Raw genomic sequence first — 13,938 nt, forward strand, 5'->3', positions numbered from 1 at the left:
ACGGCGGCCCGCCGTCACCTGTCACCGGCGGGTGTCAGCGCTGCCGGCCGGTGCGCTGCGGATCGTCGTGGGCGAACAGGGCGACGGTGGCCAGCGCCACCAGTTGCAGCCCGGCGACGAGGAGGAACGCCCAGACCGTCGATGCGGCGGCGATGACGGCACCGCCGACGAGGGCGCCGCTGGCGTAGCCGAGACTGGTGAAACTCGCGAACATGCCGAGCCCGAGGGCCTGGTTCTCGCTGCGCAGGCCGCGGGTGGCGAGCATCGTCAACGCGGGGTACAGCGGGGCGAAGCCCACACCGATCAGGACCTGGGCCGCCGCGGCGACCCAGAAGTCGTGGGCTATGGCGAGGATGCCCAGGCCGGCCGCGAGCGCGCAGAGCGAGATCGCGGTGGCGCGTACCGGTCCGATCAGGTCGGGCAGGTTCGCCAGCACGATGCGCGCCCCGATCACGCTGACGGAGAAGACCGCGAAGACGGAGGCGGCCCCGGTGAGCCCGCTCGCCGGTACGCCCCGGCTCGCCAGGTGGACGATGAGGAAGCCCAGCATGAGTCCCTCGCCGCACCAGGCCGCGGCGGCCACGACCCCGGGTACCCACACGGTGCGGAACGCGTGCCAGACCGCGACGAGGTTGCGGGCCCGGGTGGCGGCGGGTGCCGGCGGCCGGGTCGGCCGGGGTAGGCAGGCGATGAGCGCGGCGGCGGTCAGTTCGAGGACGACGCAGAGTGCGAACACGGCGTTGGGGCCGACCGCCTGGTTCACGACCACGCCGATCTGCGGGCCGACGGCGAGGCCGATCCAGATGCTCAGGCCGAAGATGCTCAGCGCCTTGCCGCGTTGTTCATGGGGCGCAATCGCGATCAGCCAGGCCATCAGCAGTGTCATGGCGGCCGCGTCGCCGAGGCCGAAGAGCAGGCGGGCCGGGCCGGCTCCCCACAGGGACGGCACGACGGCCAGCAGGAGCATTCCGAGTGCCGCCGTCGCGCCCCCGGTCAGGGCCACCACCCGATAGCCGCGCCGGTCGCCGAGCATTCCGGCCACCGGCATCGCCACCGTCGCGGCGACCGCGCTGAGCGAGATGATCAGGCCGGACATCGTCGCACCGCCGCCCAGGACGCCTTCGACGTAGTCGGGGATGATCGGTGTGCTCGCGGAGTTGGTCATCGCGGCGAGCGTCGTGGCGGCGAAGATGAGCCAGAACGGGGCGGTACGGGTGACGTCTCGGGGCGGCGTCATGGGGTCGGTGGTTCCGACGCGCACTCCAGGCTGAGCCAGAGCTCGAAGCAGTTGTGCCGGGACAGTGCCGTGGCGCCGACCGATGCGCGGCCCAGGCTGCCGATCTCCTCGCCGAAGACGTCGAGGAAGAGGTCGGTCGCGCCGTTGGACACCTCGTGTAGCCGGTCGAATCCCGGCGGGCACACCACGAAACAGAGGGCGCGGGACAGGCTCACCACGTTGTCGAGCGAGCCGATCGCGTAGCGGATCATCCCGAGCGTGTGGATCGCGGTCAGTCGTGCTGCCTGGTAGCCCTGTTCGATCGTGACGTCGACGCCGACGACGCCGGGGTGCAGCCGTTCACCGGCGCGGTTCTCGGGGGTGAGTCCGCTGAGTTCGAGCAGGTTGCCGATGCGGTGGAAGGGTTTCAGGCGTCCGTAGCGGCGTCCGTAGGGGGGATCCGCGTAGTCGGGTATGTCGAGGGCGAGTTCCCGAACCCGGTGTTCCGCACTGGCCACGAACTCCCCTGTTCTGTATCCGATATCCCTTGAAGTGGATCCACCCTAGCGTGATCCTGGTCCGTGTGGCCCGACCCGGGGCGGCATTTGGGCGGCGCGGGGTCAGCAGGCCGGGACGTCCCGCGTCAGGCGAGCGCCCGCACCAGGAGCGCGACACCGACGGCCGTACCGAAGGTGATGATGACCGTCCGCAGTACGCGGGGTGGCAGCCGTCGGGCCAGGCGGGCGCCGACGTAGCCGCCGATCATGGTGGCCGGCACGAGCACCGCCGTGGCGGCCCAGTTCACCGGGCCGAACACGCTGTAGATCAGGATGGTCACGGCGCCCACCGTCGCGGCTAGGGCGTTCTTCAGTGCGCCGACCCGGCGTAGCGGCTCGTCGAGGACCAACGCCAGCCCGGCGATGAGCAGCACGCCGAGTGCGGCGTTGAAGTAGCCGCCGTAGAGGGCGCACAGGAACACGGCCAGGTGCAGCGTGCCGGTGGCCCGGTGGGGAGAGTGTGCCCGCGTCCGGCCGGCGAGCGTGCGCAACTGGCTGCCGAAGGCCAGCGTCGCGGTCGCGCCGAGCACCAGGAAGGGCACCACGAGATCGAAGACCGCGCGCGGGGTGGACAGCAGCAGCGTGCTTCCGGCGACGGCTCCGAGCACCGCCGTCGGTATCACCTGGCGAAGCCGCGTGCCCTGGCCGGTCAGGTCGGCTCGGCTGCCGAGGACGCTGGCGGCGTACCCCGGCGCGACGGAAAGCGCGTTGCTGACGTTCGCCGACACCGGTGGCAACCCGATCGCCAGCAGTGCGGGGAAGGTGATCAGCGAGCCGCCGCCGGCGACGGCGTTGATGGCACCGCCGGCCACGCCGGCGACGGCGAGGAGGGTGGCCTGGGTAGGTGTCATAATTGGTGCTCGCGCATTGGATCCAATGTCATATAGCATGGATACACTATTCGGGCTCGGGAAGCTAACCCGCCCCCCGGGCTGGCCGGCGGGTCCCGCGGACCGGCCCTGCCCTCGACAGCCCCGGCAATGCCGTACGGAGAGGATTCCGATGGGTCAGCACAGCGCACCGCAGTGGCACGTCCCGAACCCGACCGTCCTCGGCACCCGGCACGCGGTCTCCTCCGGGCACTATCTGGCCAGCTCGGCGGCGCTGGCGATCCTCGACGCGGGCGGCAACGCCGTCGACGCCGGCTGCTGCGCCGGCATGGCACTCGCGGTGCTCCACGCCGACGAGGTCAACTTCGCCGGGGTCGCGCCGATCATGATTCGGATGGCGGACGGGACCACCGTCAGCATCGACGGCCTCGGCGTCTGGCCCGCGGGAATCCCCGCCGACCTCTTCCGGCGCGAGCACGGCGGCACCATCCCGCGAGGACTGCTGCGGACCGTCGTGCCGGCCGCGCCCGACGCCTGGATCTCCGCGCTGCGTGACTACGGCACGATGACCTTCGGCCAGGTCGCCGAGGCCGCCATCCGGCTGGCACGCGACGGCTTCGCGGCGTTCCCCCTGCTCGTCGAGGGCATCACCGCGCGGCAGCGGGGCTACCGGAACTGGCCGGCGAACGAGGCGATCTACCTGCCCGAAGGCCGACCGCCGAGGGTCGGGGAGCGGTTCGTGCAGACCGATCTCGCGCACAGCATCCAGCTTATGGTCGACGCCGAGGCGGCCACCGCCGGTGGCCGGGAGGCCGGCCTGGAAGCGGCTCGGGCGGTCTTCTACGAAGGCGAGCTGGCCGAACGCATGGTGGCGTACCACCGGGAGCACGGTGGCTACCTGACGGCGACCGACCTCGCCGAGTTCCGCTGTCGCCACGAACCGGTACTGAGCACCCGCTGGCGCGACTTCGAGGTGCTGACCTGCGGCGCCTGGTGCCAGGGGCCGGCGTTGGCCCAGACCCTGCAGATCCTTGAGGCGTACGGGCTGGACGGCCTGACCCACAACTCGCCGGAGTACGTCCACCTGGTCGTCGAGGCACTCAAGGGTGTCTTCAGCGACCGTGAGCACCTCTACGGCGACCCGGCCTTCGTGGATGTCGACGTCGAGCGGCTCCTGTCCGCCGGGCACGCGGCGGCCCGCGCGGCGGGCATCGACCCACGGCAGGCCCACCCGGGCCTGCCCGATCTCGTCTTCGGCGTCCCGCAGCCCCTTCCCGAACCCAAGGACTACGACGAACTGCCGGTCGTCGGCGAGGGGGCCACCTCGTACGTCTGCGTCGTCGACGCCTGGGGCAACGCCTTCTCGGCGACTCCGTCGGACGGCGCCTCGACCTCGCCGGTGATCCCGGGGACGGGGTTCGTGCCGTCGCTGCGCGGCATGCAGTCGCGCCCCGACCCGGCACATCCGTCCGGGGTGGCCCCGGGCAAGCGGCCCCGACTCACGCCAAACCCGGCGATCGTGCTCCGGGACGACGGATCGGTCATGCCGTTCGGTTGTCCCGGCGGTGACATGCAGGTGCAGGCGATGGTGCAGTTCTTCCTGAACGCCTTCCACTTCGGCATGCCGTTGCAGGAGGCGGTCAACGCGCCGCGCTTCTCCACCTGGAGCTTTCCCAACTCCTTCGCACCCTTCGACTATCTGCCGTCCCGGCTCTTCGTCGAGGACCGGTTTCCCGCCGGCACGCTCGACGCGCTGCGGGCCATGGGGCACGACGTGCGTACCTGGCCGGCCTTCACCCGCGACGCGGCCGCGGTCGAGGCGATCTACCGCAACAGCCGGACCGGCTTTCTGGAGTCCGCCGCCGATCCGCGGCAACCAGCGGCAGCCTACGTGTCCTGAAGTCGTTCCCCGTTGGTTCGGTGAGGAGATCGGGTGAGTTTTCCACCTTCGTACGTGGTCGTCGGGCGGATCCACACCATGGACCCGGCGCGTCCGGCGGCCGAGGCGATGGCCGTGGCCGGGGATCGGATCCTGGCCGTCGGGAGCCGAGCCGAGGTGCTCGCGGCCTGCCCGGACGGGACACCCGTCGAGGATCTCGGCGGTGCCGCGGTGGCCCCGGGCCTGATCGACACCCACCTGCACATGCAGCGCGGCGGTCTCAAGATCATGCACGATCTCGGTGCCGGGGTCCATGATCTCGATCTGGTGATCTCGACGATGCGGGAGAAGGGTTTCGAGTCCGGGTGGGGGTCCTCGCCCCCCACCCTCGACGACCGCACCGCCGCCCTGCGGTTGGTGCAGCCGTTGATGCATCAGCTCGGTTTCACCGGGGTCATCGACCCGGCGGTGACCGCCGAGGAGATGCGCGGCTACCAGGAGAGCCGGGGCCGCGGCGAGCTGACCATGCGAGTGGTCGCCATGCCCTACCCCGACGTGGGCGACCTCGACCATCCGGACGTGGACGGGGCGATCGAGCGGCTCAGGGGCGTCGGTGTGCGTACCGGCTTCGGCGACGACCGACTGCGCATCGGCGGCATCAAGGTCTACTTCGACGGTGAGGCGATGAAAGGCGAGGCGTTGCGCCGTACGCCCTGGCCGCACAGCGGCTCGACCGGCCACCAACGCCTACCCACCGCCGACTTCCAGCGGCTGGTGGACTTCTGCGCCACCGACGGGTGGTCAGTGGGGGTGCACGCGGTCGGCGGTGCCGGCATAGCCGCGGTGCTCGACTGCTTTGCCGAGGCCGATCGCAAGCGCACCATCGCGCACCGGCAGTGGCAGATCATCCACGGCTACCTGGAGGTCGAGCCGGAGTCGATCGCGCTCGCCGCGCGGCTTGGCGTCGTCCTGGCCGCACAGCCCTCGATCAGCCTGCGTAACGCCGCCGGCCTCGTCGCGCAGCTCGGTGCGGGAGCCGAACGGATGAACCCGCTGCGCTCCTGGCTCGACGGCGGTGTCCCGGTGGTGCTCGGCTCCGACGGCCCGTACTTCCCGTTCGACCCGCGGGAGCTGATCTGGTCGGCGGTGACCAGACGGGTTCGCGGCCGGAGCGACGCGCTCGCCCCGCAGGAGGCGATCACCGTGGCGGAGGCGTTGACGGCCTACACCGCGACCGCGGCCGTGGCGGCCTTCGACGGCGAGCAGCGTGGCCGGCTCGCCCCCGGCCGGCTCGCGGACTGGGTCGCGTTCGACCGGGATCCGTTGGAGGTGGCCCCCGACGATCTGCTCACCCTGCGGGTGCTCCGCACGGTGGTGGGGGGCCGGACGGTTCACCAGGCGACCGGGTGAACGCGCGCAGGGCGCGGATCGCCGCTGACGACGGCGGTATCCAGCTGTTTACACGTCGGCAACACGCGTGGGACGATCCTGGATCCATAAAGCAATACTGTGGATCCAATGCTGTTCATGTTGTTCCCTTCGGTGGGAGGAAGACCGGATGACTCATCGGCCGCAGCCCGATAACGCCGCCTGCGTCGGCGCGATGCCGGCAACGGGCCGGAGCGTGCCCCGATGGCAGTGAACGGAGCACTCGCCGCGCCCAGCGCCAAGCGACAGCGCCGTCTGCTGGCCGACGGCAGCAACGTCGAGCGGCGGTGGCTGCTCTGGCCGCCGCTGGCCTTCTTCCTGCTGACTGTCGCCGGCCCCGTCGTCGCACTGGTGCACCAGGCGTTGTCCGGCGAGGACAACGCCTTCGCCGAGGCCCTCCAGTCCGAGGTCTTCGTCGCCTCAGTGGGCCGTACGCTGCTGCTCGCGGTGGTGGTGACCGCCGCGACGGTGCTGGTCGGCACCATCTACGCGCTCGCGATCGCGGTCGGACCGGTATGGGTCAAGGCGCTGCTCATGGGCGGCCTGTTGATCTCGCTGTGGACCTCGGTCATGGTCCGCACCATCGGTTGGATGCTTCTCGAACTTCCGACCGGGGCGATCTTCTGGCTCCTGAACAAGCTGCAGTTGCGCTCGTCGCCGATCGAGATCTACCAGACGACCGCCGCGATGTACCCGGCCATGATCGCGGTGATGCTGCCCTTCGCCGTGCTGCCCATCCTGGCGGCCGTCCTCGCCTTCGACCGCGAGCAGCTCAGGGCCGCCACCATCTTCGGCGCGGGACCGCTGCTCACCCTCGGCGCGGTCGTCCTGCCGACGATCCGGCAGGCCATGATCAGCGGCGGTGTCCTGGTGTTCGTGATGAGCATGGGTTTCTACGTGACCCCGATGCTGCTCGGTGGGCCGGGAAACATGACCGTGTCCGGGATCATCAACGCCCAGCTCAACACCGCGAACCGCGCCGACGTGGGCGCGGCGATGAGCCTCCTGCTGGTCGGCGGCACCGTGGCGATCTACCTGGTCGCGGACCGTCTCTTCAAGGTCAGCGAGAGGTGGGGCTGACATGACGGACTCTCCGCTGCGTCGCAGCATCGGCTGGTACCGGATTCCGATCCTGATCGTCGCCGTGCTCACCTGCCTGCTGTTCTACCTGCCGTTCCTGGTCGTGGTGGCCACCAGCTGGACCGGCACCTCGTACATCATCTTCCCGCCCGAGGGCTTCTCACTGCAGTCCTACATCGGGGTGCTCGGCGACGTGGAGTGGATGGACGCGTTCAAGATCTCCCTACGGGTGGCCGGGATCGGCACCGTGATCGCGGTGCTGCTGGGCACCCTCGGTGCGCTGGCGCTGACCCGGCTGCGCTCACGGGCGGCCCGTCGGTGGATCCGCACGCTGTTCATCGTGCCGATGGCGATCCCACCCGTGGCGTACGCCGTCGGGCTCTACTCGGTGAGCCTGCGGGCCACCGCACTACAGGACAACCTCGGGCTCCTGATTCTCGGTGAGGCGCTGCTCGCCGTGCCGTACGTCTTCGTGATGGTCTCCTCCGGACTCAGTCAGGCCGACCCGGCGCTGCGCCCGGTGGCCAGCACCCTCGGTGCCGGTTGGCCGATGATCGTCTGGCGGGTCGACCTCCCGATGATCGCCGGCCACATGCTCGCCGGTGCGGTCTTCGCCTTCGCCGTGATCTTCGACGAGGTGGTCCTGTCGGTCTTCCTCACCCCGGTGGGTGTCAAGACCCTCCCGTTGCAGATGCTCACCGCCTCACAGGAGGAGCTGTCGCCGCAGCTGACCGCCGCCTCGACCCTCGTCTCGATGGCCGCCGTCCTGCTGCTCGGCGGCTACAGCCTGTTCTCCAGCCGCCGCGCGGCCCGCGCCCGGCGCCTCTCCCGAAAGGCCGCGACCGTATGAGCATCGCGTTGTCGATCCAGGACGTCCGCGTCACACTTGGCCAGTTCGAGGTCCTCCGCGGGGTGAGCCTGGACGCCGCACCGGGCACCTTCGTGACCCTGCTCGGCGCCAGCGGCAGCGGCAAGACCACGCTGCTCAACGTCATCGCCGGGCTGCAACACATCGACAGTGGGCACGTGCTGTTCGACGGGCAGAACGTCGAGAGCCGGCCACCCCGCAAGCGCAAGGTCGGCGTCGTCTTCCAGTCCTACGCGCTGTTCCCGCACATGACCGTGGGCGAGAACGTCGCCTTCCCGCTGCGGGCCGCGCGCCGGCCGACAGCCGAACGACGCAAGGTCGTCCAGGAGATGCTGGACCTGGTCGACCTCGGGACCATGGTCAACCGTTCTCCGGCGTCGCTGTCCGGAGGCCAGCGGCAGCGGGTGGCCCTGGCTCGCGCACTCGCCTCGGATCCGGGGATCCTGCTGCTCGACGAGCCGATGGCGGCGCTGGACAAGCAGCTGCGCGAGCGCATGCAGGTCGAGATCAAGCGGATCCAGCAGCAGGTCGGCATCACCACCGTCGCGGTCACCCACGACCAGGCCGAGGCGATGACGATGTCGGACCTGGTCGCGATCATGCACGAGGGTCAGCTCGTGCAGATCGACTCGCCCGAGAACCTCTACCGCCGGCCGGTCGACGAGTACGTGGCCGGCTTCCTCGGCGAGGCGAATCTCTTCCCCGCCGACCGGCAGGGCCTGCTGCCACCGGGCACCGGCGACACGGCGGTCGGTACCGCGGTCATCCGCCCCGAGGACCTGGTCGTGGTCGACCCGGCTCAGGCCGCCGGTCACTGGCAGGTCAAGGGTGTGGTCCGCCTGGTCAGTTTCCAGGGCAGCCGCTTCCGGCTGGAGATGACCACGCCGAGCGGGCAGAGCGTGGTCTGTTCGTTGCCGCCGCACACCGACGCCAGCGTCCTGGTGCCCGGTGCCGAGGTGACCCTCGGGTGCGTGGATCCGGACCGGATCCACGTGATCCGGCCGGCGCAGGCGGACCAACCACTCAAGTTGGTCGCGTGAGGGCCGTGCGGAAACCGGGACGGCAACGATGATCGAGACGGTGCTGGGGCCGGTGCCGGCAGCCGTAGTGGGCCGGGTCAACATGCACCAGCACCTGCTCAGCGATGCCAGCAGCCTGTGCCGCCCCGGCCGGGAACAGACCCCCACCGATCATCGGGTGACGATCCGCAACCTCGGCTTCCTCCGCTGGAATGCCCTGGCGCTGGCCGACAACCTGCGCTTGGACGATCCGCACCTTGCCGTCGCGGAGTTGCGGCACGCCGCCCGTGGCGTCGATCTGGTCGTCGAGGACACCAGCGTCGGCCTGGGACCCGACCACGCGGCCCTGCCGGCGGTGTCGAGGGCCGCGGGCGTACACGTCGCCGTGGCGTACGGCCTGTACGTGACACCGACCCTGCCCGGATGGGCGCGCGACCTCGACGAGGACGGGGTGTACCGACACCTGCTCGGTGCGTTGACCGACCGGGTTCCCGGTACCGACTACCGGGCTGCCCTGATCGGGATCATGGGAACCACCGCGGAGTTTCCCGCCGTCGAGCGGGCCCGGCTGCGCGCCGCGGCCGGTGCGGCCGGCCAGACCGGCGCGAGTGTCGGGGTCCGGCTCGACGGCGACGTCCGAAACGGCGTCGAGGTGGTGGCCGAGATGACCGGTGCCGGGCTGCCGGCCGACCGGATCCTGCTCACCAATGCCGACGAGTATCTCGACCCGGGGTACTGGAACGACCTGATCGACACCGGGGTGACGCTCGAGATGTGCTTCGGCACCGAACTACAGCACGTCGGGCGGATGCGGAACCCGTCCGACCCGCAGCGGCTGGACTTCTTCGAGTCGTTCCTCGCCGGGCGGGCCGACGGCCGGTGGGTGCTCGGCGGTTCGGTGTGGACCAAGACCCAACTGCGCCGCTACGGCGGCGAGGGCTACGACCACCTGACCACCCGGGTGCTGCCCGAACTGGTCCGTCGGGGGGTCGCCGTGGACCGGCTGGAGGCCATGATGACCACTGAGCCGCTGCGGCTGCTGGACCGGTCGTCCGCCGGTGACCGTTCGCCTGCCAACCTGACCAACACCTCGGTCGAGGAGATCCGTGATGCGTGCTGACCTACCTGCTCTCGCGCCCAGCCAGTCGCTGTTCGTCGACGGTGCGTGGCGACCCGGCGGTGAGTTGTTCGAGGTCGTGGACCCGGCCACCGAGGAGGTGCTGACCCGAGCGGTGCAGGCCACCGCGGCCGACGTGGACGCCGCGGTCGAGGCGGCCCGGCGGAGTCTGACCGAGCGGCGCTGGACCGGCCTGCCGCCGTTGGAGCGGACCCGTGTCCTGAATCGGGTCGCCGACCTGATCGAGGCGGAACTGGAGGACCTCGCGGTCCTGGAGACCCGCGACAACGGCAAGCCGATCGAGCGTTCCCGCGCCGACGTGGCCAACGCCGCGCGTACCTTCCGGCACTTCGCTGGTGCCCCCAGCCGGCTGCTGGGCAGCACCGTGCCGATCGACCCCGGTGCCCACCACGTCTACACCACCCTCGAACCGGTGGGGGTGGCCGCGCTCATCCTGCCGTGGAACTTCCCGATCATGACCGGCGCCTTCAAGATCGCACCGGCCCTGGCGGCCGGCTGCTCGGTGGTGGTCAAGCCGGCCGAGCAGACGCCGTTGACGATGCTCCGGCTGGCCGACCTGCTCAGCGCGGCGGGTGTGCCGGCCGGCGTGTTCAACGTGTTGACCGGTGACGGCCGGGTCGGGGCGGCCCTGGTCGAGCATCCCGATGTCGACAAGGTGTCCTTCACCGGTAGCAGCGCCGTCGGTCGGCTGGTGGGGGAGACCGCCGCACGGCGGTTCGCGCGGGTCACCCTGGAACTCGGCGGCAAGAGCGCGAACATCGTGTTCGGCGACGCCGACCTTGACGCGGCCGTCGCCACCGCGGTGCGGGCGTCCTTCGGACACTCCGGGCAGATGTGTACGGCGGGCAGCCGGTTGCTGGTCGAGCGTGGCGTCCTCGCGGAGTTCACCGCCCGGTTCGCCGAGGCGGCCGCCCGGGTGCCGATGGGAGACGGACTTTCCGGGGGGATCTCGGTGGGTCCGCTGGTCTCCGCGGAGCAGCGCACGCGGGTTCTCGGCTACGTCGAGCAGGGGCGGCGCGAGGGCGCGGAGATGGTCGTCGGTGGCGCGACGAACCTGCCCGAGCAGGGCTTCTACGTGGCACCCACGGTGTTCACCGGCGTGACCAACGACATGGTCATCGCCCGGGAGGAGATCTTCGGGCCGGTCGTCGGCGTGATCGCCTTCGACGACGAGGCCGACGCGGTGCGGATCGCCAACGACTCGACGTATGGACTGTCGGCGGGGGTCTGGACCACCGATCTGAGTCGGGCGCACCGGGTCGCCTCCCGGCTGGAGGTCGGGACGGTGTGGGTCAACACCTACAACGTGTTCGATCCCGCGCTCTCCTTCGGTGGCCGTAAGGACTCGGGCCTCGGCCGCGATCTCGGCGACGAGGCGCTGCACAGCTATCTGGAGCCGAAGGCAGTCGTCGTCAGCCTGTAAATCGTATCCATCACAAGTTGGATGGTATCCATCATGTTGTTCGGGCTTACGGGCTTGGCGTATCCTGGGATCCATATCCAACAACTTTGGATCCAGGACTCGAGGCAGGGGAGCGGTCGACGGTGGACCTCTCGGTGAACGCTGACCACGTGGACGTCGACCGGCTCGATGTCCGCACCCGGGCCGTGGACGTGGCCCGGGAACGGGCACAGACCGTCGGCGTTCGTCACGCGCACCACCTCAACTCGGCCGGCTCCGCGCTGCCCACGGTCGCGGTGGTCGACGAGGTCGTGGCCCACCTGCGGCGGGAGGAGACGGAGGGTGGCTACGAGGCCGCGGCGGCGGCCGCCGCCCGCGTCGAAGCGGTCTACGCCGGCGCGGCGCGCCTCCTCGGTGCCCGCCCGGAGGAGATCGCGCTGTCGGACAACGCGAGCACCGGGCTGCGGGTCGTCGTGGACGCCCTCCGGCTGGACTCGACGGCCCGCATCCTGGTCGCCCGCTCGACCTACGTCAGCCACGCCCTGCACCTGCTCAGCCTGGCCAACGAGACCGGCGCCGAACTCGTCCTGCTGCCCAACGACAGCCACGGTTCGGTCGACCTCGACTACCTGGAGCAGGCGCTCACCGGCGGCCCGCGCGACATCGTCTGCGTCGCCCAGATACCGACGTCATCGGGGTTGGTCGAGCCGGTCCGAGAGATCGGCGACCTGACCCGCCGCACCGGTGCGCTCTACCTTCTCGACGCGACGCAGTCGGTCGGACAGCTGCGGGTCGACGTCGACGCCATCGGCTGCGACGCCCTGGTCACGACCGGCCGCAAGTTCCTCCGCGGCCCGCGCGGCACCGGCTTCGCCTACCTGCGCAGCAGCCTGCTCGAACGGCTCACACCGACTGCCCCGGACGTGCGGGGTGCGGTCTGGACCGCAGCGCGGGAATGGAGCCTGTCGCCGACGGCGCGCCGGTTCGAGACCTGGGAATCCTCGGTGGCGGGCCGGCTCGGTCTGGGGATGGCGCTGACCCAGCTGCTCGACCGGGGCATCGACGCCACGGCGGAGTACCTGGTCGCCTCCGGTGCCCGGCTGCGCCGGGGGCTCGCCGCCATCGACCGGGTGACCGTGCAGGATCCACCGGCCAGCCACTCGGGCATCGTCACGTTCACCGTCGACGGCCTCGCCAGCGACGTGGTCAGCCGCCGGCTGGCCGTACGCGGCGTGCGGACCGTGTCGGTACCGGCCAGCCACGGCCAGTGGGACCTCGGTCTTCGCGGGGTGGCCTCGGTGGTCCGGGCCTCGGTGCATGTCTACAACAACGACGCCGACCACGAGGCGCTGCTGGGTGCGGTCGCCGAGATCGCCGGGGGAGTGAACCCATGAGTGACGAGACCGAGATCGACGTCCTCGTCGTCGGGCTCGGCGTCCAGGGCACGGCCGCCGCCTACGAGCTGGGTCAGCGCGGCGTGTCGGTCATCGCGATCGACCAGTTCGCCGAGGGCCACCACCGGGGCTCGTCGCACGGCCGGACCCGGATGATCCGGCGGGCCTACCCCAACCCGGCCTGGAACCACCTGGTCGCCCGGGCGTTCGCCGGCTGGGAGCGTTGGGAGCGGGCCAGCGGGGAAACCCTGGTGCACCGCACCGGCGGCCTCTACGCCCATCGCGGCGTCTCCCGCCTACAAGGACCCGGATGCGAGGTCGTCGAGGACCGGTCCCGGATGCGCGAGCTGATGCCCTCGTTCGTCGTGCCCGAGGGCTACCAGGCCGTGTTCGACCCGTCCGCCGGTGTGGTGGAGGCCGAGAGCGCCCTGACGGTCGCCCGCGCCGGGGCCCGCGCCGCCGGCGTGGAACTGGCTTACGGCGAACGCATGCTGGGCTGGCAGGCGGTCGGCGAAGGTTGCCTGGTGGAGACCTCCGCGCGCCGGATCCGGGCCCGGTCGCTGGTGCTGGCCACCGGCGGCTGGGTCGGTCGGGTCGTGCCCCGGCTCGCCGACCTCTTCGAGGTGTGGCGGATCGTCACCGTCTCGCTGCGGGCCGACCAACCGGTTGCCCGACCACCGGGGCTCGGGGCCTTCTCCGTGGACCGTCCGGAAGGGCTCGTCTTCGGCATCCCGGACGCCGCCGGCAACGGCTTCAAGGCGGGCGTCGACGTCGGTGAGGTATGGGATCCCGGCCAGCCGGTCGCGCCGCCCACCGACGGCGAGATCAGCGAACTGTGCCGGCTGATGGCGCAGTACGTCCCCGGCGTACGGGCCGACCCGGCGCGGGACGTGGCCGAGGCGGCCGCCTGCCTGTACACGATGACCCAGGACCGGCGCTTCGTGCTCGGCCGGCTGCCCTGGGCGCCGTCGGTGGTGGTCGCCGCCGCGTGCTCGGGGCACGGATTCAAGTTCGGCCCGGCGATCGGCGAGGCGGTTGCCGACCTGTGTTGCGGCGAGGAGCGTCGCGACCTCGACTTCGTCGGCGTGCAGCGCCGGCTCAGCCAGTGATGTCCCTGTCCCCGCCGA

At 70.9% G+C, this 13,938-nt stretch carries 12 protein-coding genes; 9 read left to right on the top strand and 3 right to left on the bottom strand.

Going from position 1 to position 13,938, the window contains the following annotated elements:
• Positions 1-34: 34 nt before the first annotated feature.
• The 3 genes from E0H26_RS13305 to E0H26_RS13315 form a co-directional block, all read right to left on the bottom strand.
• Entirely contained in the window at positions 35-1,237 is a 1,203-nt protein-coding gene (locus tag E0H26_RS13305; RefSeq protein ID WP_131303908.1) for an MFS transporter, read from the bottom strand.
• The gene (locus tag E0H26_RS13310; RefSeq protein WP_131303909.1) at positions 1,234-1,734 is read right to left on the bottom strand and encodes a RidA family protein; all 501 of its coding nucleotides are present in this window, start codon (positions 1,732-1,734) and stop codon (positions 1,234-1,236) included. The genes E0H26_RS13305 and E0H26_RS13310 overlap by 4 nt, the downstream gene beginning before the upstream one ends.
• Positions 1,735-1,859: 125 nt before the next feature.
• The gene (locus E0H26_RS13315) at positions 1,860-2,624 is read right to left on the bottom strand and encodes a sulfite exporter TauE/SafE family protein (RefSeq protein ID WP_131303910.1); all 765 of its coding nucleotides are present in this window, start codon (positions 2,622-2,624) and stop codon (positions 1,860-1,862) included.
• A gap of 151 nt (positions 2,625-2,775) precedes the next feature.
• On the opposite strand from E0H26_RS13315, the gene E0H26_RS13320 reads away from it, so the two are divergent.
• The 9 genes from E0H26_RS13320 (at position 2,776) to E0H26_RS13360 (ending at position 13,920) form a co-directional block, all read left to right on the top strand.
• Positions 2,776-4,503 (top strand): gamma-glutamyltransferase family protein, encoded by a 1,728-nt coding sequence (locus tag E0H26_RS13320; RefSeq protein WP_131303911.1) that lies wholly within the window; start codon positions 2,776-2,778, stop codon positions 4,501-4,503.
• A 33-nt stretch (positions 4,504-4,536) separates the two neighbouring features.
• The gene (locus E0H26_RS13325) at positions 4,537-5,892 is read left to right on the top strand and encodes an amidohydrolase (protein WP_131303912.1); all 1,356 of its coding nucleotides are present in this window, start codon (positions 4,537-4,539) and stop codon (positions 5,890-5,892) included.
• Between the two features lie 222 nt (positions 5,893-6,114).
• Entirely contained in the window at positions 6,115-6,990 is an 876-nt protein-coding gene (locus tag E0H26_RS13330; RefSeq protein ID WP_131303913.1) for an ABC transporter permease, read from the top strand.
• A 1-nt stretch (position 6,991) separates the two neighbouring features.
• Entirely contained in the window at positions 6,992-7,840 is an 849-nt protein-coding gene (locus E0H26_RS13335) for an ABC transporter permease (RefSeq protein ID WP_131303914.1), read from the top strand.
• Entirely contained in the window at positions 7,837-8,898 is a 1,062-nt protein-coding gene (locus E0H26_RS13340) for an ABC transporter ATP-binding protein (protein WP_131303915.1), read from the top strand. Before E0H26_RS13335 ends, E0H26_RS13340 begins: the two co-directional genes overlap by 4 nt.
• Before the next feature lie 28 nt (positions 8,899-8,926).
• Positions 8,927-9,997 (top strand): phosphotriesterase family protein, encoded by a 1,071-nt coding sequence (locus tag E0H26_RS13345; RefSeq protein WP_131303916.1) that lies wholly within the window; start codon positions 8,927-8,929, stop codon positions 9,995-9,997.
• Entirely contained in the window at positions 9,987-11,438 is a 1,452-nt protein-coding gene (locus E0H26_RS13350; RefSeq protein WP_131303917.1) for an aldehyde dehydrogenase family protein, read from the top strand. The genes E0H26_RS13345 and E0H26_RS13350 overlap by 11 nt, the downstream gene beginning before the upstream one ends.
• Before the next feature lie 134 nt (positions 11,439-11,572).
• Positions 11,573-12,811, top strand: a complete 1,239-nt coding sequence (locus E0H26_RS13355; RefSeq protein WP_165521845.1) for an aminotransferase class V-fold PLP-dependent enzyme — start codon at positions 11,573-11,575, stop codon at positions 12,809-12,811.
• The gene (locus E0H26_RS13360; RefSeq protein ID WP_131303919.1) at positions 12,808-13,920 is read left to right on the top strand and encodes an FAD-dependent oxidoreductase; all 1,113 of its coding nucleotides are present in this window, start codon (positions 12,808-12,810) and stop codon (positions 13,918-13,920) included. The genes E0H26_RS13355 and E0H26_RS13360 overlap by 4 nt, the downstream gene beginning before the upstream one ends.
• Positions 13,921-13,938: the final 18 nt, after the last annotated feature.

The organism is Micromonospora zingiberis, assembly GCF_004331455.1.
In the GTDB taxonomy this organism is placed as follows: Bacteria; Actinomycetota; Actinomycetes; order Mycobacteriales; family Micromonosporaceae; genus Micromonospora; species Micromonospora zingiberis.

What these genes read in the sequence shown, in the direction of transcription:
- E0H26_RS13305 (WP_131303908.1), bottom strand. Translation starts at nt 1,237, where the DNA reads ATGACGCCGCCCCGAGACGTCACCCGTACCGCCCCGTTCTGGCTCATC.
- E0H26_RS13315 (WP_131303910.1), bottom strand. Translation starts at nt 2,624, where the DNA reads ATGACACCTACCCAGGCCACCCTCCTCGCCGTCGCCGGCGTGGCCGGC.
- E0H26_RS13320 (WP_131303911.1), top strand. Translation starts at nt 2,776, where the DNA reads ATGGGTCAGCACAGCGCACCGCAGTGGCACGTCCCGAACCCGACCGTC.
- E0H26_RS13330 (WP_131303913.1), top strand. Translation starts at nt 6,115, where the DNA reads ATGGCAGTGAACGGAGCACTCGCCGCGCCCAGCGCCAAGCGACAGCGC.
- E0H26_RS13335 (WP_131303914.1), top strand. Translation starts at nt 6,992, where the DNA reads ATGACGGACTCTCCGCTGCGTCGCAGCATCGGCTGGTACCGGATTCCG.
- E0H26_RS13340 (WP_131303915.1), top strand. Translation starts at nt 7,837, where the DNA reads ATGAGCATCGCGTTGTCGATCCAGGACGTCCGCGTCACACTTGGCCAG.
- E0H26_RS13345 (WP_131303916.1), top strand. Translation starts at nt 8,927, where the DNA reads ATGATCGAGACGGTGCTGGGGCCGGTGCCGGCAGCCGTAGTGGGCCGG.
- E0H26_RS13350 (WP_131303917.1), top strand. Translation starts at nt 9,987, where the DNA reads ATGCGTGCTGACCTACCTGCTCTCGCGCCCAGCCAGTCGCTGTTCGTC.
- E0H26_RS13360 (WP_131303919.1), top strand. Translation starts at nt 12,808, where the DNA reads ATGAGTGACGAGACCGAGATCGACGTCCTCGTCGTCGGGCTCGGCGTC.